General features: G+C 55.7%; 16 protein-coding genes and 1 tRNA gene. 13 read left to right on the top strand and 4 right to left on the bottom strand.

Annotated elements, in window-relative coordinates; all coding sequences use genetic code 11:
• The first annotated feature begins 22 nt into the window (after nt 1-22).
• From MMC1_RS04480 to MMC1_RS04490, 3 genes are all read left to right on the top strand, one after another.
• Nucleotides 23-98: transfer RNA gene (locus tag MMC1_RS04480), tRNA-Asn, on the top strand.
• Nucleotides 99-903: 805 nt separating this feature from the next.
• Nucleotides 904-2,559 (top strand): tetrathionate reductase family octaheme c-type cytochrome, encoded by a 1,656-nt coding sequence (locus MMC1_RS04485; RefSeq protein ID WP_011712553.1) that lies wholly within the window; start codon nt 904-906, stop codon nt 2,557-2,559.
• Nucleotides 2,559-3,152: a cytochrome b/b6 domain-containing protein gene (locus MMC1_RS04490; RefSeq protein ID WP_011712554.1), complete on the top strand. Its 594-nt coding sequence runs from the start codon at nt 2,559-2,561 to the stop codon at nt 3,150-3,152. Before MMC1_RS04485 ends, MMC1_RS04490 begins: the two co-directional genes overlap by 1 nt.
• Before the next feature lie 56 nt (nt 3,153-3,208).
• Here the strand turns inward: MMC1_RS04490 and MMC1_RS04495 are convergent, their stop codons facing one another.
• Nucleotides 3,209-4,057: a class II glutamine amidotransferase gene (locus MMC1_RS04495; protein WP_011712555.1), complete on the bottom strand. Its 849-nt coding sequence runs from the start codon at nt 4,055-4,057 to the stop codon at nt 3,209-3,211.
• Nucleotides 4,058-4,385: 328 nt separating this feature from the next.
• Here MMC1_RS04495 and hypD point away from each other — a divergent pair, with 328 nt between their 5' ends.
• From hypD to MMC1_RS04540, 9 genes are all read left to right on the top strand, one after another.
• The gene (hypD, locus tag MMC1_RS04500) at nt 4,386-5,486 is read left to right on the top strand and encodes a hydrogenase formation protein HypD (RefSeq protein ID WP_011712556.1); all 1,101 of its coding nucleotides are present in this window, start codon (nt 4,386-4,388) and stop codon (nt 5,484-5,486) included.
• Between the two features lie 376 nt (nt 5,487-5,862).
• Nucleotides 5,863-6,912 carry a 4Fe-4S dicluster domain-containing protein gene (locus tag MMC1_RS19595; RefSeq protein WP_011712557.1) on the top strand — a complete coding sequence of 350 codons (1,050 nt, stop codon included), beginning with the start codon at nt 5,863-5,865 and terminating at the stop codon, nt 6,910-6,912.
• Nucleotides 6,909-7,760 carry an FAD/NAD(P)-binding protein gene (locus tag MMC1_RS04510; RefSeq protein ID WP_011712558.1) on the top strand — a complete coding sequence of 284 codons (852 nt, stop codon included), beginning with the start codon at nt 6,909-6,911 and terminating at the stop codon, nt 7,758-7,760. The genes MMC1_RS19595 and MMC1_RS04510 overlap by 4 nt, the downstream gene beginning before the upstream one ends.
• A 1-nt stretch (nt 7,761) precedes the next feature.
• Nucleotides 7,762-8,610 (top strand): NADH-quinone oxidoreductase subunit B family protein, encoded by an 849-nt coding sequence (locus tag MMC1_RS04515; protein WP_011712559.1) that lies wholly within the window; start codon nt 7,762-7,764, stop codon nt 8,608-8,610.
• On the top strand, nt 8,607-9,911 hold the full coding sequence (locus tag MMC1_RS04520) for a Ni/Fe hydrogenase subunit alpha (RefSeq protein WP_041640793.1): 1,305 nt from the start codon (nt 8,607-8,609) through the stop codon (nt 9,909-9,911). Before MMC1_RS04515 ends, MMC1_RS04520 begins: the two co-directional genes overlap by 4 nt.
• Nucleotides 9,911-10,414, top strand: a complete 504-nt coding sequence (locus MMC1_RS04525) for a hydrogenase maturation protease (RefSeq protein ID WP_011712561.1) — start codon at nt 9,911-9,913, stop codon at nt 10,412-10,414. The genes MMC1_RS04520 and MMC1_RS04525 overlap by 1 nt, the downstream gene beginning before the upstream one ends.
• A gap of 378 nt (nt 10,415-10,792) precedes the next feature.
• A complete protein-coding gene (locus tag MMC1_RS04530) occupies nt 10,793-12,025 on the top strand; it encodes a M48 family metallopeptidase (RefSeq protein ID WP_011712562.1) in 1,233 nt (410 codons plus the stop codon).
• 66 nt (nt 12,026-12,091) lie between these two features.
• Nucleotides 12,092-13,825: a sensor domain-containing protein gene (locus MMC1_RS04535; RefSeq protein WP_011712563.1), complete on the top strand. Its 1,734-nt coding sequence runs from the start codon at nt 12,092-12,094 to the stop codon at nt 13,823-13,825.
• A 159-nt stretch (nt 13,826-13,984) separates the two neighbouring features.
• Nucleotides 13,985-14,719 (top strand): 3'-5' exonuclease, encoded by a 735-nt coding sequence (locus MMC1_RS04540; protein ID WP_227665300.1) that lies wholly within the window; start codon nt 13,985-13,987, stop codon nt 14,717-14,719.
• 34 nt (nt 14,720-14,753) lie between these two features.
• Here the strand turns inward: MMC1_RS04540 and MMC1_RS04545 are convergent, their stop codons facing one another.
• Complete coding sequence (locus MMC1_RS04545; RefSeq protein ID WP_041640795.1) at nt 14,754-15,059, bottom strand: hypothetical protein; 306 nt, start codon at nt 15,057-15,059, stop codon at nt 14,754-14,756.
• Nucleotides 15,060-15,389: 330 nt separating this feature from the next.
• Here MMC1_RS04545 and MMC1_RS04550 point away from each other — a divergent pair, with 330 nt between their 5' ends.
• Nucleotides 15,390-17,165, top strand: coding sequence for a hypothetical protein (locus MMC1_RS04550; RefSeq protein ID WP_011712566.1), 1,776 nt, complete (start codon nt 15,390-15,392; stop codon nt 17,163-17,165).
• Between the two features lie 87 nt (nt 17,166-17,252).
• Here the strand turns inward: MMC1_RS04550 and MMC1_RS04555 are convergent, their stop codons facing one another.
• Together MMC1_RS04555 and MMC1_RS04560 are read right to left on the bottom strand one after the other, a co-directional pair.
• Nucleotides 17,253-19,313 (bottom strand): AMP-binding protein, encoded by a 2,061-nt coding sequence (locus tag MMC1_RS04555; protein WP_049757611.1) that lies wholly within the window; start codon nt 19,311-19,313, stop codon nt 17,253-17,255.
• 67 nt (nt 19,314-19,380) lie between these two features.
• On the bottom strand, nt 19,381-20,733 hold the full coding sequence (locus tag MMC1_RS04560) for a glycosyltransferase family protein (protein ID WP_041640797.1): 1,353 nt from the start codon (nt 20,731-20,733) through the stop codon (nt 19,381-19,383).
• Between the last annotated feature and the right edge of the window lie 61 nt (nt 20,734-20,794).

The raw sequence follows: 20,794 nt of genomic DNA on the forward strand, positions 1-20,794 counted from the left end.
TTCTCCCAACTTTCCGTTGTGATCCCCAGTAGCTCAGCCGGTAGAGCAGATGACTGTTAATCATCGGGTCGGTGGTTCGAGTCCGACCTGGGGAGCCAATAGCGTTATCAAAGGGACCTGATATTGTCAGGTCCCTTTTTTTTATGGTGTGCCCGGCAGGGCACACGAACTTGGAGGTGGAACGCCTCTACCGGCCCGACAGGGGGAACGGTTAGCCGAACGGCAAGGGTGTTTACCGTGAGGTAAAATCTGAAGGAAACCGAAAGCAAAGCGCTGATCCGACGAACAGGAATCGCATACGAGGCGGTCATGCTGGATGAGGAGGGGACTATCTCTAAAGTCCGAAACCTGTACGGAGAGCATGGACGTATATGCGGCGGATATAAGCGTGAAGGTGCGTGTGCATTACCCGGGGAGATCTGTAGACCAGCCATGTGCTACCGGCATCGAGAGGTGCTGGGATGGGTGTGCAGAAGTCAGCCGAGGGCATGTCACATGAACGCCGCCTTTCCCAAGAAGTTCTTTGATCATCGCGGTCTCCTTTCGCTGCTTGGGCAGATACGGAGACTTCAATCTTTAACGTGAACCGCCGTGGTACGGAACCGTATGCTCGGTGGTGTGGGAGGTCGGCGGGGGTGACCCCGCCTCCTACCCGATGGCGAGGCCGTTCTTTTTTTGAATACCATTGACGCTTTTATAGACCGCAGCGCTCAAGCGTCACGGCATGCTTACTTGGTTTGGGATATAACAGGCTTGTTCGAGCACTCTGTTTTATTTATTCTGTTCTCTTACAGATTGTGACGGGTATGGGTTGGTTTAACGTGGCCAGCCACACGATAGCATCGTCAGGGTTGTTGTGGACGGGCTGCTGAGGCCCTAACCACCAATTGAAAGGGGTGGGGGATGAGAGTACCGATGCACACAGGGGTCTGGGTGCTGTTTTTTATGGCTGGCTTGCTGTTGGGCAGCACGACGCTGCATGCAGAAATCAGCACAGATGGCAAGACAGACAGCAAATCTACGGCCAACCATAGCAAATTTAAGCAGTTGGAAGGTCCCTTTAACTCCGGTCCAGAGGTGACAAAAGCCTGTTTGGGGTGCCACACCGAAGCGGCAAAACAGGTGATGAAAACCAAACATTGGACTTGGGAGAGCAAACAAGCAGATACCGGCCAGATGTTGGGTAAAAAACATGTGGTCAACAGTTTTTGCGGCACCCCAAAAAGCAATTGGGCCGCCTGTACCGCTTGCCATGCAGGCTATGGCTGGCAAGATAACGATTTTGACTTTACCAAGCAGGAAAACGTGGACTGCTTGGTGTGCCATGACCACTCGGGTCAATATGAAAAATCCGTTGGTGGGGCGGGTCATCCCAAAGGGTTTGAGAGCCCAGAACATAAAAAATATCTGGACGACCAAGCTAAAGCCCCCCGTGATGCGGTCGATCTGGTTGCAGCGGCCCAAAGTGTTGGACGTCCCAGCCGTCGTAACTGTGGTAGTTGTCACTTTGTTGGTGGCGGCGACGATGGGGTTAAACATGGGGATATGGACACCTCCCTCATTGAGCCAGATGAATTCCTTGATGTCCATATGGATGTGAATGGCAAAAACTTTAGCTGCACAGCCTGTCATCGCACCCATGGCCACGTGATACCAGGCAGCCGTTATAAATCAACGGCCAAAGATACCAAAGGGGTAGAGACCCCCAGTGAAGCACACTCACGGACCTCCTGTGAGTCCTGTCATGGTTCTGAGGTTAAGAAGCACAGTGCCAAACTCAATGACCATGTAGACAAGGTAGCCTGTCAAACCTGCCATATTCCCAAAATTGCCCGAGGTGGTGTTAAGACCAAAATGGTCTGGGATTGGTCAACGGCGGGCAAATTGGATGAAAACGGCAAGCCAATCAGTGAACGTAACTCGGCAGGGGAGATTACCTACAGCTCTAAAAAAGGCCATTTTGAGTGGGCAGAAGATGTGCAACCCGAATACCGTTGGTTCGATGGTCAGGTGCGCTATACCCTGTTTGGGGACAAAGTGGATGATAGCAAACCTGTACAGATCAATGGTATCCACGGTTCCTACACGGATAACCAATCCCGCATTTGGCCTTTTAAGATCATGAAAGGTAAGCAGGTTTATGATCCTGTCGAAAAGCACCTGCTGGTGATGCATACCTATGGGGATGACGATTCTTCCTTTTGGTCCAATTTCGATTGGAAAAAATCTCTAGAGGCGGGTGCCAAAGAGCCCGAGGCGCCCCCCTTTAATGGGCAGTATGCTTTTGTGAATACAGAGATGTATTGGCCCATAACCCACATGGTTGCGCCCGCCAGCGATGCACTTAAATGCAAAGCGTGTCATGTGCAAGAGGGACGGCTGGCTGCTTTGACCGACTTTTATATGCCGGGGCGGGATAGACAGCCTGTGTTGGATGGTATTGGTTGGTTTGCGGTGCTGATGACCTCTGTTGGAGTGGTTGGGCATGGCTCTTTGCGGGTCTATTGGCACTACCGTCGTCGTCGTCGTGAAAAGCGTCAAAATGGGGAGGCTCAATAATGGAACGCTACATGGTATACAGCATTTTTGAGCGTCTTTGGCATTGGACCCAGGCCGGTTTGGTGATCTCGCTGCTCATTACGGGTTTTGAGGTCCATGGCACCTATACGAATCTGGGTTACGAAGCGGCCACCCATCTGCATGGTAATCTCGCTTGGGCGCTGATTGGGTTATGGATTCTTGCCATTTTTTGGCATTTTACCACCGGCGCTTGGAAGCACTACATCCCCACCACCAAAAATTTGTTGGATGTCATGATCTATTATGGTGGCGGCATCTTTGAGGGGAAAGAGCACCCGTATAAGAAAAAAATTCACGCCAAGCACAACCCGTTGCAACGGCTGGCTTACCTGGGGCTCAAACTGGGGATTTCGCCGGTAATCTGGATCTCTGGCTTGCTCTATATGTTCTATAATGATTGGCAACAGTTTGGGCTGGATGGCATGTTGACCTTAGAATATGTGGCTATGGCTCACACCGCCGCCGCGTTTGCGATGTTGGTGTTTCTTATTGGGCATGTTTATATGGCCTTTACCTGCCGTCCGGTATACGCCCACCTGAAGGCGATGATTACCGGTTATGACGACCACTAGGGCTGTGATCGGTTAATGCTTAAAGGCCCGGCTGCTCTGTGCAGTTGGGCCTTTTTTTATAAGGAGGGCGGTGGAACCCTTTTAATGATTTTACCATCTTGCATCACCACGATTTCCCCCCTCAGTAAGGGTTCCCATGATTCATCGGTTAGGGGCACGCTGGCGGCGAGCGCGGCATATTGGCGGTTGCCGTCGTGTTTAAACGTTTGCATACGTAGGCCGGTGATGGGGCTGGGGCGCTTGTTGCTGTTGGGGTGGCAGCTGCGACAGAGGGTATAGAGACCGGGTGCGCGGATCATGCCATCGCTGGCTTGGCGGCGCACATGTCCATGAACAAAGAGATATTCACCGTCACTATAGAGAAAATTGGCTTGCACATCGGGCGAAAGGTGTTCCATGCGCTGGGTGAATGTAACGAGTATGGATAGGCGCTGTTCAAGCGAGGGTGGGGTTGGATTGAGCCAAACATCGGTTAAACAGTCCATCAATAGGCAAAAGGCGTGTTCCGAGTCGGTACTGCCAATGGCGCGGAAAATATTGAGTTTGTAGTCAGGGTGGCTGCGGACGCCGGGGAATTCGCCATTATGGGCAAATACATGCAGCCGCCCACCGATTTCACGGCTAAAAGGGTGGGTGTTCTTGAGGCACACCTCGCCATGGGTTGCTTTGCGGATATGGGAGAGCACCAAATTGCTGTGAAAGGAGTTTTTTTCAATATATTTAACCAACTGGCTTTCAGAGGCAGGCTCTGGGGCCCGTAAGATCAGGGCGTCATACTCCTCATAAAAGGCAATTCCCCAACCATCTTTGTGTGGGCCTTGCATGCCACCGTGCCGAGCAAACTCCTCCAAGGAAAAATTAATGGTGGCGGCCAGTCGGCTGCTCATGGCGAACAGTTCACACATTACTGCGCTCTCCTCATGCGTTAATCAACTGTGTCAGCCTAACGGCTTCTGCTAAGTGGATGCAAGAGCTTATGTTTGTGTAAAACTTTCGCGCGGTGACAGGGCTCGGTTGGCGATACTCAACAGAGAGGGGCGGCCATGGCCACTCCACCCCGCTTTGCCAACCTTAGTCGGGTCAAAGGGCGATGATCCTGCGTTTTGTGGATTAAACTTCTCATTTTTATAGAGAAGGTTAAGAAAATTGCCCTTTTTTTGGGAGGAGTAGGTAAGATGCATGGCATAAGTCGGTATTTCTGTACAGCGTAAGCAACGGGTAAGGAGTGGTTAAATGGACCAAGCAAGCATGGAACAGAAACTACTGGCCCTTACCCGTTTGCAGGTAAGTGAGCCTATTAAGGTGATGAATTTGTGTGGAGGATTTGCCCGGTTTTGGGCCGAGAGCGATTGGCATCAATCCCTTAGCCGAGTGGTGCATATCATGCCAGGGCCGGGCTGTCCGGTATGTGTCTGTCCCGAAGCTGAAATTCGCGCGGCCATGCATTTGGCGGTGCGTGAGGATGTGATCTTGGCGGCGTTTGGTGACATGCTGTCGGTACCCATCTCCTATGGGGCGGCGGGCTATGCCACCTTGGATGGTGCGCGGCAAGATGGCGCGGATGTGGTTGCTGTGGCCAATCCTCATGAGGCGGTCGAGCTGGCCTTACGTCACCCCACCCGTGAAGTGGTCTTTTTTGCCAGTGGTTTTGAGACGGTCTCGGCACCACTGGCGGCGCAGTTTCTGGCGGGTGTGCCGGATAATTTCTCGATTTTAAATGCGCTGCGTTTAAGTTGGCCGGTGGTGGATACCATGTTGTCGCAGCATGAGCGGCGCCCTTTTAAAGCCATTATTGCCCCGGGTCACGTGGCGGCCATTGTCGGTTCGGAGTGTTGGCGTTTTGCGGTGACCCAGTATGGCATTCCCGTTTCCATTAGTGGCTTTTCTGACCGTAGCTTTTTGGCTTCACTGGATACGGTGGTGCGCCAAGTTGTGTCGGGTAAACCCCAATTGGACATTCAAGAACCCTATCGTATTAACCCCCGTGGCAACCTCTATGCGCTCACCTGTGTTAATAATGTGTTTGATGTGCAGAGTGTGCATTGGCGGGGTATTGGTCGGGTGCCAGACTCGGGCTACGCCCTACGTGAAGCTTGGCACCATCGAGATGCCCGCAAACGTTTTCACGCCCTGGCAACCTTTCAGCCTGAGATGGGCGATATGCCCAACGACTGTCTTTGTGCCTCTATTGTTATGGGTAAGCAGAGCCCCCATGACTGCTTGCGTTATGCCCATGATTGCCAGCCGGATAATCCCGTGGGTCCCTGTATGGCCTCGGTGGATGGGGCTTGCCGCATCATGTGGGAACGCCAACATAGTGAGCTATTGGATTAGGCTTACCCCTTTTGGACGGCGTGCTCGCCCTCAAATTTGCCCTTTTGTTGCGGCTTACACGGGGTACCTGTGAGCCTCTGCAAAGATCTGGTTTGTCGGCCAGAGCGGTGAACGTGTGCCCATCTGTTAAGGGGCTGGGAATCTCTTCCTTGGCCAACAGGAGGGGGGTGGGTCAGTGTGAGAAAAGAGTCTATCCGAATATAGTAAAACTCTTAAATAAACATGCGTTTATATAACTTTTACGGTGCAGTAAAGAGTGTGTGACATTCTCCGTGAGCGGTCGCTTTTTGCTCGACTAAGGCGCGGTTAGGCGTCGATACTGGTACCATGGCTGTGGTGGGTATCCGTTCCATGCAAGGCGACAGGGGAGGGCTACATGGAAACCTTTTTACTTGAGCGGCAGGATCTACCCGCGTTTCTCAATGCTTGTGAAGCGCACCGGCGGGTGCATATTCCGGTAGAGATGGAGACGCATCATTTTATCTTTAAGCCGTTAGCCGAGGCTGGCGCGGCCTCTGTAGCACTGCACTACTTGCGCACGGCATTGCCGCCCAAAAAATATTTTTTCCCACCTGAAGAGGTGCTCTACCGCTTTGATGCGGAGGGTTATACCCCCCAGCAGCCCGATTTGCCCCCCATGATCCTGTTTGGTCTACACCCGTGTGATCTGCACGGTGTGGATGTGGTCGATCATTTTTTTGCCCGGGACTATCCTGACCGTACCTATCAAAATCGGCGTTCACAAGCTTGGTTGATTGGGCTGGGTTGCATGCCCGATGCCCACTGTTTTTGTCAATCCCAGGGTACGGAGCATGTGGATGGTCTGTATGACATGTTTTTGTGGGATTTGGGGCCACGCTTCTATGTGATGGTCCGTACCGAGGCGGGGCACGATATGCTGCACATGGCAAGGGCGCTGTTTAAACCGGTCACGGATAGCGACCGACAGAGCTATCTGGCACTGCTGAAAAAACGCCAGAGCGCCTTTCAACTGAGTATGCCGGTGGCCGATCTACCCCAAGTGCTGGAGGTCAAACAGGATTGTGCCGTATGGGGGGAGATTGCACAGACCTGTTTTACCTGCGGGGCCTGTTCCATGGTTTGCCCCACCTGCACCTGCTACGACATGCTGGATCGGCTGGAGCTAAATGGCGAGTGTGGGACGCGGTGTCGCACATGGTCCTCTTGTCTGTTCCGTGATTTTGACCGGGGTGCGGGCGATCACCATTTTCGCCGTGACCGTGGTGATCGGGTAAAAAACCGTTACTACCACAAAGAGCACGGCTATGTGAATGGCTTTGGCAAACCCAGTTGTGTGGGGTGTGGGCGCTGTATAACCAGTTGTCCTGCGGGTATTGATGTGGTGTCGGTCTTTACTAAGGTGCGCCGTGCCTGTGGCCATGGTGGTGAGGAGACGCGCTCATGAACGATCCCCTTCAGCCTCTTACGGCGCTGCTGGTTGCGCGGGAAGATTTAACCGCCGATACCGCGCTGTTTCAATTGGCCTTGGCCGATGGCCGTGGCGTTGGTCCCAACGGTATGAACCATAAACCTGGGCAGTTTGTGATGCTCTCGGTATTGGGTGCGGGGGAGGCCCCTTTTTCTATTTGCCATGCCGCCGCCCAGGTGCCCATTTTACAGCTCTGCATTCGCCGGGTGGGGCGGGTGACGGAGCGGCTATTTGAGCTGTCGCCCGGTTCGAAAGTGGGGTTGCGTGGTCCTTATGGCAATGGCTTTCCCCTACAGCGCATGGAGGATCATGATGTGCTGCTGGTGGCTGGTGGGTTGGGTATGGCGCCCTTGCGCAGTGTGCTGCAAGGGGTGTTGGCCAATCGGCCGCGCTACCACAGGGTGATGCTGGCCTACGGTTTTCGCAATCCACAGGAGATGCTGTTTGGCGAGGAGTTGCAGGGGTTGGCGCAGAGCGGTGCAGTGGAACTGCATTTGGCGGTGGATCAGCCCCAGCCTGGGCAAGCCTTTAGCGCCATGCAAGGGCATGTGGGGCAGTTGGTGGAGGGGCTGACCCTAGAACCGGCACGGACCACGGTGGCACTGTGTGGCCCACCGGTGATGTATCAAGGCACCGCTGAGATGTTGCGCAACAAAGGGGTGTGGCCGCAAAAAACCTTTATGACCTTTGAACGGCGCATGGCGTGTGGGGTTGGTCAGTGCGGGCACTGTGCCATTGGTTATCGTTACACCTGTAAGGATGGGCCGGTGTTTAGTGCGTGGGAGGCCCGTGGCTTGCGTGAAGCGTGGGAACAGGGGGCGTGAGATGAGCAAACCACTACCAGGACCCACTAAAAAATTGCGGGTGGGCATCTACTCCTTCACCGGGTGTGCGGGGGATCAGTTGGCCATTCTCAATGATACAACGGTGCTGTTGGGTTTGGCCCAGCGGGCGGAGATCTGCTCCTTTATTATGGCCAGCTCACAGGAGAGTGATCAGGAGGGGCGGCTGGATTTGGCCATTGTGGAGGGCTCAATCTGTTCGGAGCAAGAGCGCACTGCCCTCGAAAAATTACGGCAGCGCAGCGATGCTCTTATGGCGCTTGGGACCTGTGCGGTGTGGGGGGGGCTGCCCGCGATGAACGCCAAAACCATCCCCATCCATACCATGAAAGAGCAGGTTTATGGCGACAGTACGGTCTTTCCGGGTGCCCGTGAGGCTGAGCCGCTCTCTCGCTTTGTAAAAGTGGATTATGCGGTAACGGGGTGCCCCATTGAGATAGATGAGTTTGCCCAGGTTGTGACGGCCATCTTAAATGGGGTGCGGCCCGTGCAAACGGATGCTTCCGTCTGTTCGGAGTGTCGTATAGCAGAGAACCGTTGTCTGGTGCAGGCTGAGCGGCGGGTTTGCTGTGGTCCCATCACCTTGGCGGGGTGTAAGGCGCGTTGCATACAGTATGGTCAACCCTGTTATGGGTGTCGGGGGCCGGTGGAGGATCCCGCCTATGTGGCTACGGCGCGGCTCTTTAGTGATCATGGTCTGAATAAAGGGGCGGTGATTGAGCAGATCCGCCGATTTACCGCCCCGGCTTGGGTGGAGAATCGGTTGATTCCCCACTATCAAGATCCACAACATATGGGCCTGGGCCAGCAGCCTGAAGGGGATGCGCCATGAGTATGGAAACCATTACCATTGATCATCTCTACCGGGTTGAGGGACATGGGGGTATTACGGTCGCGGTCAATGAGGAGGGGATTCAATCCTGCCAGATGAGCATCTTTGAAGGGGCGCGTTTTTACGAGCTGCTGCTCAAGGGTAAATTGGCGAGGGATGCCCCGGGTATCGTCTGTCGGGTCTGCTCAATCTGTTCGGCGGGTCACACTCTAGCCAGTGTCATGGCATTAGAGAGCGCCTTAGGGATTCATGTGAGTGACACGGTGCAGGGGTTTCGCACCCTGCTCAACCTGGGGCAGTTTATTGAGAGCCACGCCCTGCATCTGTTTGCTTTGGCCGCACCGGACTATCTGGGGAATGCTTCGATTTTGCAGATGGCGAGTCACTTTCCCGAACAGGTGCAGAAGGGGTTAGAGATTAAACGGGTTGGCAATCTGGTGCAGGAGGTGGTTGGCGGGCGGGCCATTCACCCGGTTAATGTGATTGTGGGCGGATTGGGGCGGCGTCCTGCTCGGCAGGCGATGCAGACGCTCTTGCAGGATTTGCAGAACGCCTTGGATTTGGCCCTCTCGTTGCGCGGCTTTGTGGCGTCGTTGCAAAATCCGGAGATGGGTTTGCAGCCGCCCATTCTGGTGGCATTACGGGCTAGTGGGGCGCGCTATGGGCTTACCGGTACCCATTTGGCCGCCAGCGGCCATGAGGATATTCCCGTGGCGCACTTTTACCAGCGGGTTAACGAAAAGGTGGTGCGTCACTCTACCGCCAAGCAGTCTACCTATGCCAAGAAGCCCTTTATGGTGGGGGCGTTGGCGCGGATGGTTCATAATGGTGAGCGATTAACGGGCGAGGCGGCACAACTGCGGGAGGCGCTGCTGCCTGCCCAACCGACGACGTTGCACAACAACGCGGCGCAGTTTGTGGAGTTGGTGTGGGCCTTGGAGGAGGCGGTTGCGCTGTGTGAAGCCTTGCAGGAGGGGCCTGCTTTGATCCCCCCCATGACCACCATGGGCTTTGAGGGTGAGCAGATGGGTTTGGCCGCGTTAGAGGTGCCCCGTGGCACCCTGTATCATCTCTATGGGGTCAATGGGGAGGGGGTGTTGACCCAGGCCGATATTATTACGCCCACGGCGCAGAACCTCGCCCATGTGGAGCGGGATTTTGCCCATGGGGTGGGATACTGGCTGGAGCAGCCCCAGCGCCAGCAGGAGCAGTTGCGTTTGTATTTGGAGATGATTGCCCGTGCCTATGACCCTTGTATCTCCTGTTCGACCCACTTGGTGGATTTAACGGTGCAGGTGTGATGCTGGATCGCCCGAATGCGGCTCAGTTTCCGCCACCGTGGGGGGTGGTGGGGTTGGGTAACCCCTTGATGGGCGATGATGGTGTGGGGCCGTGGTTGGTGGCCCAGTTACAGCAGCACAATCCCCAGCAATGGTTGCGGGATTTGGGAACGGATCTGCTGGGTATTGCCAACCATACGCCCTATCCGGCCACCCTGTTGGTGGTGGATGCGGTGCGCAGTGGCACGATGGCGGTGGGGCAGTGGCGGGCCTATGGGGATGGAGAAGTGGCCGGGGTAGGGGGCATGCGTTCGGCCCATCAACTGTCGGCCCCTGTGGCGCTTTGCTTAGAGCAGCGGCGTGCCCCTCAGGCGTGGCAGGGTGTCACGCTCTATTGGCTGCTGTTGGAAGTTGCTGAGATTCGCATGGGGCCGGGTTTTTCACCGGCGGTGGCGGCGGGGGGGATGGATTTGCTGGCTTGGTTGCAACGGGGCTTTGCCCAGCAGGGCGCGGGGGGGTGTTAAAAAGACCCGCCTTGCATGGCAACCATGGTGGGGCGGGCCTTTCGGGAATCGTACGATACCTGTCGTACGATTTATGGGACCGGTCCAGGTCCGTTTAGTTCATTATTGTGGGCAGTTTTCCTGTGTATGGGGTGGTTTTCTTTTCTGCGTAGATGGCCTACCCAGATCTTTCATGAATCCCTTCAAAGATCAAGCGAGAGCATCTGGGGTTCATGAAAGATCCGGGCTAGATCAACGCTCGCCTGAGGTGTGAATGCCGGTCACCGGTGGGGTTGGTGGTGTTGTCAAAACGTGCAATCTATAGACGGCCTATGTATAGTCCCTGTTGAAGATTAAATCTTGGATGCCCCTTCTCTGGGTGGGGTGCAGGGAGTCGTCATGATTACACTAACCGCCTGGGGCGGCTTTATTTTGCTGGCGCTATTGCTGGCCCATGGCGTGGGGGCGTGGTTTGCCTATCTGAACCATCAGCGTTGGTCGATGCCGCTGCCCACCGCTTTGGCTGATTTTCGCGAGGCCAGTCAACAGCAGTTGGCTCAGCGGTATCATGCTGAGCGTTATCGTTTAGAGAGCCTTGTGGGGGGGCTAGAACTGGCGGCTTTGCTGCTGTTTTGGCTGTTGGGGGGCTTTGTCTGGTTAGAACGTTGGAGCAACAGTTTTGGATTGGGCCCACTGGGTACCGGTCTAATCTTCATTGGAACCCTGTTGGCGACCACCGCCCTGTTGGGGCTGCCGGGTACACTGTACAGCACCTTCTCGATTGAAAATCGTTATGGTTTTAACCGTACCACGCTGGCAACCTTTCTGAAGGATCGGTTAAAAGGCTTGCTGTTAACACTGTTGCTGGGTGGGCCATTGTTGGCGGCGCTGCTGCTGTTTTTTCAATGGGCCGGGGATTGGGGTTGGCTCTATGCGTGGGGTATGCTCACGGTGGTCTCTCTGTTTATCCAGTATGTGGCGGCTAGCTGGATTATGCCTCTGTTTAATCGGTTTGACCCTTTGCCCGAGGGGGCTTTGAAAGAGCGTTTACAACGGTTGGCGCAACGGGCGGATTTTCCCCTAGAGGGTCTTTATCAAATGGATGGCTCGCGGCGTTCATCCAAGGGTAACGCTTTTTTTAGTGGTTTTGGCAAACGGCGGCGCATCGCCCTGTTTGATACCCTTATTGAAAAACATAGCGAGGCCGAATTAGAGGCGGTATTGGCCCATGAGATCGGCCATTATAAGCTTAACCATGTGTTTAAGCGTACCGCCATGGGCATTGTGCATAGTGGTTTGTTGCTGTTTTTAATGGGGCTGGCTATGCAGCAGCCCGCACTGTTTCAGGCCTTTGGTTTAAACCAGCCAACGGTGCATGGGGGGTTGGTCTTTTTTACCCTGCTCTATAGTCCAGTAGAGATGGCGTTGGGGGTGGTATTTAACCGGATCTCCTGCCGTCACGAGTATGAAGCGGACCACTACGCCGCTCAATTGACCGATGGGGCGCAGTTGGGGCAGGCGCTTAAACGGCTGCATAATGATAATTTAACCCATCTGAACCCCCATCCCGGCTACGTTTTGTTGCACTATTCGCACCCACCCCTCATAGAACGATTGCGCGCACTCGGTTGAAACGTGCATAATGGCTGTCGCTGACAGATAAGGTGCCGCGCATATCTTGGAAACCATGGTGATTTTATGAAGGTAAGTCAAAAGCAGGCCGGGGTTGCTCATAAAGCGAAAGAGCAAAGCTTACGCATGATCAAGACCCTGCTGGAAAATAGCCATGAGGGCATCCTCATTTTGGATGCTCGGGGCACCGTGCATCAAGCCAACCAAGCCTTTATGAACATGACAGGCATGAAAAAAGGCTCGCTGGTGGGGCGCCATATCCTGCGCTTAATGCCCGAGGAGTTCCGAGAGCGCCTGCTCGAAGAGATTCGTGAAGAGCTGTGGCAAAGCGGGTTTTGGCAGGGTAGCCTCTCCCAGTCGCTCGGGGATGACAAACAGTTGACCGTGGATTTAAAAGTCAGTGCGGTGCTGCCCCCAGATGGGAAGGTAAGCTACTATATCGCCCAGTTGCGGGGCAGTTCGGTGGTCTCTAGCCCACCCCCGCCAAAGGATAATCGTGACGACCTTACCGGTCTACCTAGCCGTATTCTGTTTGAAGACCGCTTGCAGCAGGCCATCTCCCTGGCGGTGCGCCACAAAAATTGTGTGGGTGCCATGTTCTTGGGTTTGGACACCGAACGCATTAAGCTGATCCGTAACTCCCTTGGCCAAACCGCCACCGATGAGCTGATTCGTGAAGTGGCCGTACGTTTGGATGATTGCTTGCGTACCACCGACTCCGTTGCGCGCATTGCTGAGGATAGCTTTGCCCTGCTGCTTACCGACCTGAATGGTCATAAAGATGCGGTGCGTAACTCGTCGGTGGTGGCGCGTAAGGTGTATGAGTCACTGGTGAAGCCGGTCATTCTCAACGGTCAGCCTGTGGAGGTCAATGCCGCCATGGGGATCACCCTGTTCCCCCAGGATGGTTCAACCCCCCGCGAGCTGTTGATGAATGCAGAAACCGCCCTTAACCATGCTCGCCATCGGGGCTGGAATAACTATCAGTTTTTCTCGTCGGAGATGACCGAGGCCGCCAGAGAGCGCTTTGAGCTAGAGACGCACCTGCGCCAAGCTATTGAAAAGAATGAACTGGTTCTCTATTACCAACCCCAGGTCGATCTGCATGATGGCACCATCATCGGGGCAGAGGCGCTGATCCGCTGGAAGCACCCCGAGCGGGGTTTGATCAGTCCGGCTCAATTTATTCCCGTTGCGGAAGAGACCGGCTTAATCGTGCCCATTGGTGAGTGGGTGATGCGCACCGCCATTCGCCAAATCGCCATTTGGAAAGAGCTGGGGGTAACGCCGGTACGGGTGGGTATTAACCTTTCGGCCTTACAGTTTAAGCGGCAAAATTTAGCGGCCTTGGTTGAAGAGTTGCTGAATGAGCATGATATTGACCCCTCTTTGGTGGATCTGGAGATTACCGAAAGTGCCATTATGGATGATGTGGGGCGGGCCATTGAGATGCTCAAACGCATCAGTGCGCTGGGGGTTAAACTCTCCATTGACGATTTTGGTACCGGATATTCATCCCTGAGTCAACTGCGCCAGTTTCCTTTCCAAACCCTTAAAATTGATCGCTCGTTTGTGACCGATCTGGAGAGCAGTGGCGATAAAGCCATTGTGAGCGCCATTATTGCCATGGCCCATAGCTTGGAGCAGACGGTGATTGTGGAGGGGTTGGAAACATCCGCTCAGCTCACCATTATGAAAGAGCTTAATTGTAATGAAATGCAGGGCTTTTTGTTCAGTAAGCCACTGCCTGCCGAAGAGTTTACCGCGCTGCTGCGTGAGGGGCGTCGGCTCGAAGGCTAAAGATTAAAGATCACGGGTGGGGCTCCTGCCCGTGATCTATCCATGGATCTGCCCCCGTATGGGGTCCATGGAGATCGGTTGCAAACCCAGCTTGGAACCGATCTCCATGTATCCACGCTAGCGGGTGTGAAGACGTGTCGGTCGTGCCGATGCGCCCCTATGTCTGTTTCTACCTTGATGTCATCGGTTTTGAGTTTGCAACCACACTATGCTGAAAAGCAGGATAAAGAGCAGATCAATGGCCTGCCTGTGGTGCGGTGGGAGGGTGATGTGGTCTTGGTTAACCAGGACCAAGCGCTGCCGGCCGCCATTGCCGCCTTGCGGCAAGAGCGGGTGCTGGGATTTGATACCGAAACCCGCCCATCGTTTCGTAAGGGTACCAGCTACGATCCCACCTTGATCCAACTGGCTGGAGAGAAGGTGGTCTATCTGTTCCAGATCAACCTGCTTCAAGACCATCGCCCTTTGGCCGAGCTGTTGGCCGATACCAGCATCCATAAGGTGGGGGTGGGGTTAAGTCAGGATATTCGCCAATTGCAGGCGATCTTTAGCTTTAAACCCGGAGGTTTTGTGGATGTGGGGGAGACCGCCCGCCACAATAATATTGCCACCCGGGGTTTGCGTAGCATGGCGGCGGCTTTTTTTCATGTACGCATCTCCAAACGGGCGCAGTGTTCCAACTGGGCTCAGGAGGCCTTACAACCCTTTCAGATTATTTATGCTGCAACCGATGCTTGGATTAGCCGGGAACTGTATGTGGCATTGGCCAATCTCTCTTTGGTGGATGCCCAGCGTGATCGGGTGACATTGCAGCCGGTAAAACCAAAACGTTTACCAAGGCGCGGCTTTCGTCGGGCTGAAAATGGTCACGCGCAGGAGCAGAGCTCCTCGTAAAACGGGGTTCAGCTTGTGGCAGCGTGGGCCGCACTTAGTTGGGGCGCTGTTGCTGCTCTGGCCGCCGTGCTGGTGTGCGTTTGGCAACCAAGCGGTTCATCTGGCTCTGTACCTCATCCCAGGCTAAGACCAAACGACCCAGCTTATCCCGCATCTGTTGCAGCTCGTCGGAGACGGGCTCCCCCGCCAGGACTTTATCCGACTCAGCTTGTTCAAGCTGCTGCATGGCGCTCATCCCGGAGAGCAGGGCTTGTTTGGTCTGTTCAGCGATCCAAGCAATGCGCTCCATCTGCTCTGTGCTGAACGATGGGGTGGGGGCTGGTGGGGTGGATTTACCCATGATCTCTCTTCTGGTTGGCATGCTTTGGGCGCAAAGATCGTGCGCAGGCGAACGGCCTTCTACCCCTTTTATCGGTTTGTGGGGTTGAAAAGATGAGGGGTTGATTGTAACCGCCGCTGTGTCGACGTCACTTAACAAAGGGGGGTGCGGTACGGTTTGTGGCGCGACTGTTGGGGGTGGGCGGGTTACCCCTCTGCTTGGCCAGGCATGTTCCGGTAAGCGTGAGTGAGATCCATTTTTTGGGTAATCGCCTGTTGGGCTCCTGTAAGCGCGTCATATGAGCCGCTCTAAGCGCTTTGAGATAACTGGTTTGTAAGAGAGTTTTCCACCATGTATGCAGCATCCTTTGTTGGACGTCTTTTTCTCTTATCCCTGCTGGCGCTCATGCTGGGGGGGGTGAATGTGGCCTATGCCCTGAAAAATGACAAGGAGCCTCAACCCGATAACACCACCACCGCCCGTATTGAAGGGTATATGCATACCGATTTAATACGGGCGGTGGCAGCTTCTGAAGATGGTCAGTTTTTTCTCACCGCAGCCGACGACAAAACCGCCCGTTTGTGGAACAGCGCCGGGCAGCTGTTAAAGGTCTATCGCCCCCCCATTCATTTTGTGGAAGGGGATGGCAAACTGTTCGCGGGGGCGATCTCTCCCAATGGGCAGTGGGTAGCGGTCGGGGGGTGGACGGGCTGGTCATGGGATAAGAGCATCTCGATCTATATCATGGCGGTGGCCGATGGCAAGATGGTGCGCCGCATCAGCGATTTACCTGCCCAGATCAACCATTTGGCGTTTAATAAGGATGGTTCTCTGCTGGCGGTGGCCTTGGGCGAAAATCAGGGGTTTAGGATCTATCGCGCCCAAGACGGGGTGTTGGTCGGCGGGGATAGGCGCTTTGAGGGGATCTGTAATCGCATTGCTTTTACCCCCGATGACGGGGTGGTGGCCACAGCTTATGATGGCAAAGTGCGTCTATACAGCAGCTATATCCAACCCATTAAGGAAGTTACGCCGATCCCAGGGGGGCAACCCTATGGGCTGCGTTTCTCACCGGATGGGCGCTATCTGGCGGTTGCTTATCGGGATCGGGCCGCCATTCAGGTGCTCTCTGGCCGTGATCTTACCCTAAAGTATCTACCGGATATGGGGGATATTCAAAAAGGCAGCATGCATCTGGTGACATGGAGCCGCGATGGGCGCTATCTCTATGGGGCCGGTACGGCCTCGTGGGATGGGCGGTTTTTTATTCGTAAATGGCAGCGTGGCGGTGTGCCCAATGGGGCTGCGCCAGCCCGTTATCTGGATATTCCTGTGGGCTTTGATACGGTGATGGCACTCACCCCGCTGGCGGAAGGTGCTTTGGCCTATAGCACCGCCGACCCAGCCTTGGGCGCTCTGGATGAGGAGGGTTTTGTCAGCTTTTTACTCAAGCGCCCCTATGCGGACTTTCGCGGCATGGGCGGGGCGTTCCAGCTCTCTCAGGATGGCTCGGTGGTGCAGTTTGCCCTGGATAGCGGAGGCAAGCGGGTGCGTCAGTTCTACTTTGATAGCCTGACCTTGCGTGAGAGCGAGCCCAAAGAGACCCTCTACAGCGCGGCCAAACAGAGCCCCCAGTTGCAGGTGGCTGCCGCTGGCCCAACGCTACTGGTGGACGGCAAACTTAAACTCAATCTGGATAAAGATGAAACGCTGGTGGCTTACGCGCTCTCCTTACGCATGCCGTTGCTGGCGGTGGCCACCTCTCAGGGGGTGCGCCTACAGCATGCCAATGGCGGGCTGTTTTGGCAGAAGAGTCTGGGTGCCGAGCCCGTTGCGATTAACCTAACCCGGGATGACCGATTTGTGGTGGTGGCCGGGAGCGATGGGGTCATTCGCTGGCTGCGGGTGCAAGGCGGGGGCGAAGAGGTGGCGCTGTTTCCCCACCGCAATGGCAGCTCCTGGATTACCTGGAACAGTCATGGCTATTATGCCACCTCGCCCGGGGCAGAGGGACTGCTGGGTTGGCACACCAATGGCGATAAAGATCAGGAGGCGCGTTTTGACCCCATCTCCAACTATCGCGCCACCCGCAACCGTCCTGAGCAGCTGATGGGGGTGTTCAAGTAAAGGGGGGATGCCTGTTTTGCGGGGTGTGCCTGGGTTGCTTGGCGTTGGGGATTGCCTCTCGTGGCGGATAACCCGTGTGGCACCGTTTTAGGTCTCCAGGGTAGCGGCCAGTTGTGCAAGGGCGGCATGGTCCAACTTGCCATTACCCAAGAGCGGCAGGGTGTCCACATGCACCACCCGACGGGGTACCAGCAGCCGGGTTGAGCCCTCTTGATCGGCCTGTTCCAGTAGACGCTCGCGGCTGCAACCAGGGGTCTCGCTAAAGAGCAAAATCCACTCCCCTTTGTTGGGGCTGGGTAGGCGCAGGGCCGCATGTTGCTGCTGGGGCCATACCCGACTGGCCAGCCGTTCGACCGCCGCCAGTGAGACCATCTCCCCGCCGATTTTAGCAAACCGTTTGGCACGGCCATCAATGCTGATATAGCCCTGCTCATCCAATGTTACAATATCTCCCGTATCGTACCAGGGTGGTTCAGCCAGCGCTTGGATCGGTAAGCCACCTTGGTCTGGCGCGCTATCCTGAGGGGCAAGATAACCTTGCATAATGTTGGGTCCTGCGACCAACAGGCGCCCGCCGTGGGCAAGGCCCGGCACCGGTTGCAGACGGCAGCGTATACCCGCAACGGGGCGTCCCACCGTATGGGGGCGGTTGGCTGCGGGGGTGTTGACCGCAATGACCGGTGCGCATTCGGTGGCGCCATAGCCCTGGTAGACATTGACCCCAAAGCGTTGCTGCCATAGCTCTGTGGTGGCCGCGCGTAGAGGCTCGGCCCCGGCAAAGACAAAGCGCACACTGCTAAAATCCCCCACTTTGGCGCTACGCGCATAGTTGGCTAAAAAGGTGTCGGTTCCCGCTAAAATGGTGGGTCGATAGCTGCGCCCCAGATGGCAAATGGCCTGTTGCGCCAAGGGGGAGGGGTGGTGATGTAGGTGCAGCCCTTGTAAAAGCGGGGTAAGGGTGCCCACCGTTAGACCAAAGGCGTGGAACATGGGCAGGGTATTGAGATAGCGATCATGGTGGTGTAGGGGCACCGATAGGGCGATTTGGCGAACATTGGCGAGCAGGTTATGGTGACTGAGTACCACCCCTTTAGCGTGCCCCTCGCTGCCAGAGGTAAACAGAATCATGGCCGGGTCGCTGGCCTGGGCAGAGCGCTGATTGCTGTGCAGCAGGTGCAAGCCGCCCAACCGGTCGGCTAGGGTGTAGCTGAGCAAGCCACGCAGGCTTTGGCGGTGGCTTAGTTGGGCTTTAAGATCTTCTAAAAATAGCACTTGGTTATGCTGTTGCAAGGAGGTGATGATCTCTTGCAGCCCCGCTTTTTGCACAAAGGCGCGGGCGGTTATAATTGGGCGGATCCCCGCACTGCGACAGGCCGCTAGAATGCCCCGTGGTCCCGCCGTAAAATTGAGCAGTGCGGGCACGCGACCGGTGGCGCTCAGGGCCAGCAGGGTGGCCATGCTGGCGATGGAGCTGGGCAGCATCACCCCAACACAACGGTGTGGTGGAATGTGTTGAGCCATGATGGTGGCTAAAATATGGCTGTTGCGCAGCAGCGTTGGGCCGTTTAGCGCTACCCCGGTGCTGTCGCTCAAACGCCGTTGAGGATAGCGCATCAAAGCGTGACGGGCCGCTTGAAAGAGGGTGGTTGGCCCCGTTTCTAGGGCGCCTTCTAAACGGGTAAGGCGCAGGCGGTCCAGCAACGCAAGATGCCGCGATTCGATATCGCCCTGGAGTTGGACGGGCTCACCAAAATGGAGCACCAAGCCACGGCGACCCTCTTCAAAGAGGGCCAGCGGCTGAATGGGGCAGGGCAGTTGTGCGGCCAGGGCGACCAACTCGGGGGGGAGCCGTTCAAAACCCTCGGGGGCCGGTTGTTGGGCGTGGGCGTTACATAGGGCGTGTCCCCCGTCATGCAAAAAGGTAAGCAGTGCTTGCCAACGGTTGGGGGTGTGGGCATTGAGCCGAAAACAGTCATGGTTGGGCCAAGGCGGCTGGCTGTGGGTGATCCCTTCATGGAAAAAATGGATACCTGCACAGTGGCTGGGTAGGTGGGTTAGAAAGTGAGCAGGCTTGAGCGAGCTTTCGTTGTGCAGCACAAAAAGGCAGGGTCCAGTTGCCGCCGCTTGGCCGCTAATGCGCAATCTCATAAGGCTTTCCATCGGTTTGCTGGGCTTGGGTTTCGCATCATAAACAAGGTCAGTTTATCCATCCCTATTATGCGGTTTGCGCGGGGATGCGCAATTTTTCCATAATCTCTGGGGGTAGCGGGTCCGACGTGCGGGAGAGCAGTCGCGCAAGGCGTCGTTTTTGGGCGTCACTGGGCAGGCTCAAGGCCTGGGCGGTGTGTAGCGCTCCAGCGGTATGGCCGGCCAGTTCAAAGGTGTTGAGTAGAATGTCAGCAATCTGTTCCACAAACGCGGTGGGGGGGGGCGTAGCCTGGGTGAGCAGGGTGTCCAATTCACGGGCAGCCTCAAGATAGAGGTTGCTGTTTAAATAGCTCAGTGCCTTGAGCAGGTGGAGTTCCACATCTTCTGGAAATTGGTTGGAGAGGGTGTTGAGCATGCGGATGCCGCGCCCCCCAAAGCCTCGCACATGATAGACAAAAGCGTGCGCTTTCATCTGATCGGCTTCAGCAAAATGGGTGCGTTTTTGCCGCAGAAAGGGGAGCATGTTTTGCAGCATCTGTTGGCTGCGCTGGCCCCAGCTGGCCTGTTTGACCCGTTGTTGAGCGGCATCACTGAGCTGGTGCCAGCGAGGCCCTTCGCCCAGTAGGCTCTCCAGTCGATGCAGTAGGTCATGTTCGTCCCGATAGGTAATGCACTCTTGTTCGCTGCGCAGCTCGGGTTCCAAGCCGCTAAAGGCGGTGGTGCAGGGCACCGCACCACAGGCGGCCCCCTCCAACTGGGTGGCGCTAAAGATCCCCGGTTCGCCTTGGTGCAGCACCACCCGGCTACGCCCATAGAGCTTGGCGCGGGTTGCGGCATCGGCACGGGGTGAAAACTGTATTTTATAACCCTGGTCCCGGAGTAGGGTATGCAGGACAGGTCGCAGCGGGTGTTGATCGGCTTGGGTTGAGCCCACAAAGACCAGATCCAGATCCCGACTTAAACCGGGGTTGCTAAACAGAGTTAGATCAACCCCCTCGGGTGCAGCATAAACCGCCACATGACCATTGCGGCGCATGGGCTCTAAAAAATGGGGCGAAGGGATAAACAGGGCATCAAAAAGTTTGCCATACTCCATTTGCCAGTGGATATGTTGGTGAATATCCGTAGCATAATAAAAAGCGGGCAGGGGCTGGCCAATCAACCCTTGGGGGTAGAAATCCAGGCTCTCCAGTTGCAGTAGCGCGTCGGGACGAAACCCCCGCTCTTGCAGCTCCCCCAGCAGGCTCTCTACGGGGGTGGTGGCATCGCAGGCAAAAAAGGGCAAGCCATCCAGTTGGTCCAGCTGCCCAGGTCCCGCTAAATAGAGGGATGTGGCCTCGCCCAGGGCACGAATACGCGGCGCATGGGTTGGATAGCCAGCTTGGGAGACGAGGATCAAAAGTGCCGGTTGCGGATCCATGCCGTGGTTTCTCATTTCCATAAAAGGTGGATTATCCCCCTTGGGTGCCCCCTGGGGTGCT

The organism is Magnetococcus marinus MC-1 (genome assembly GCF_000014865.1).
GTDB classification, from domain to species: domain Bacteria; phylum Pseudomonadota; class Magnetococcia; order Magnetococcales; family Magnetococcaceae; genus Magnetococcus; species Magnetococcus marinus.

Coding starts and splice junctions, on each gene's coding strand:
- MMC1_RS04485 (WP_011712553.1), top strand. CDS start 904: ATGAGAGTACCGATGCACACAGGGGTCTGGGTGCTGTTTTTTATGGCT.
- MMC1_RS04490 (WP_011712554.1), top strand. CDS start 2,559: ATGGAACGCTACATGGTATACAGCATTTTTGAGCGTCTTTGGCATTGG.
- MMC1_RS04495 (WP_011712555.1), bottom strand. CDS start 4,057: ATGTGTGAACTGTTCGCCATGAGCAGCCGACTGGCCGCCACCATTAAT.
- hypD (WP_011712556.1), top strand. CDS start 4,386: ATGGACCAAGCAAGCATGGAACAGAAACTACTGGCCCTTACCCGTTTG.
- MMC1_RS19595 (WP_011712557.1), top strand. CDS start 5,863: ATGGAAACCTTTTTACTTGAGCGGCAGGATCTACCCGCGTTTCTCAAT.
- MMC1_RS04510 (WP_011712558.1), top strand. CDS start 6,909: ATGAACGATCCCCTTCAGCCTCTTACGGCGCTGCTGGTTGCGCGGGAA.
- MMC1_RS04515 (WP_011712559.1), top strand. CDS start 7,762: ATGAGCAAACCACTACCAGGACCCACTAAAAAATTGCGGGTGGGCATC.
- MMC1_RS04520 (WP_041640793.1), top strand. CDS start 8,607: ATGAGTATGGAAACCATTACCATTGATCATCTCTACCGGGTTGAGGGA.
- MMC1_RS04525 (WP_011712561.1), top strand. CDS start 9,911: ATGCTGGATCGCCCGAATGCGGCTCAGTTTCCGCCACCGTGGGGGGTG.
- MMC1_RS04530 (WP_011712562.1), top strand. CDS start 10,793: ATGATTACACTAACCGCCTGGGGCGGCTTTATTTTGCTGGCGCTATTG.
- MMC1_RS04535 (WP_011712563.1), top strand. CDS start 12,092: ATGAAGGTAAGTCAAAAGCAGGCCGGGGTTGCTCATAAAGCGAAAGAG.
- MMC1_RS04540 (WP_227665300.1), top strand. CDS start 13,985: ATGTCTGTTTCTACCTTGATGTCATCGGTTTTGAGTTTGCAACCACAC.
- MMC1_RS04545 (WP_041640795.1), bottom strand. CDS start 15,059: ATGGGTAAATCCACCCCACCAGCCCCCACCCCATCGTTCAGCACAGAG.
- MMC1_RS04550 (WP_011712566.1), top strand. CDS start 15,390: ATGTATGCAGCATCCTTTGTTGGACGTCTTTTTCTCTTATCCCTGCTG.
- MMC1_RS04555 (WP_049757611.1), bottom strand. CDS start 19,313: ATGAGATTGCGCATTAGCGGCCAAGCGGCGGCAACTGGACCCTGCCTT.
- MMC1_RS04560 (WP_041640797.1), bottom strand. CDS start 20,733: ATGGATCCGCAACCGGCACTTTTGATCCTCGTCTCCCAAGCTGGCTAT.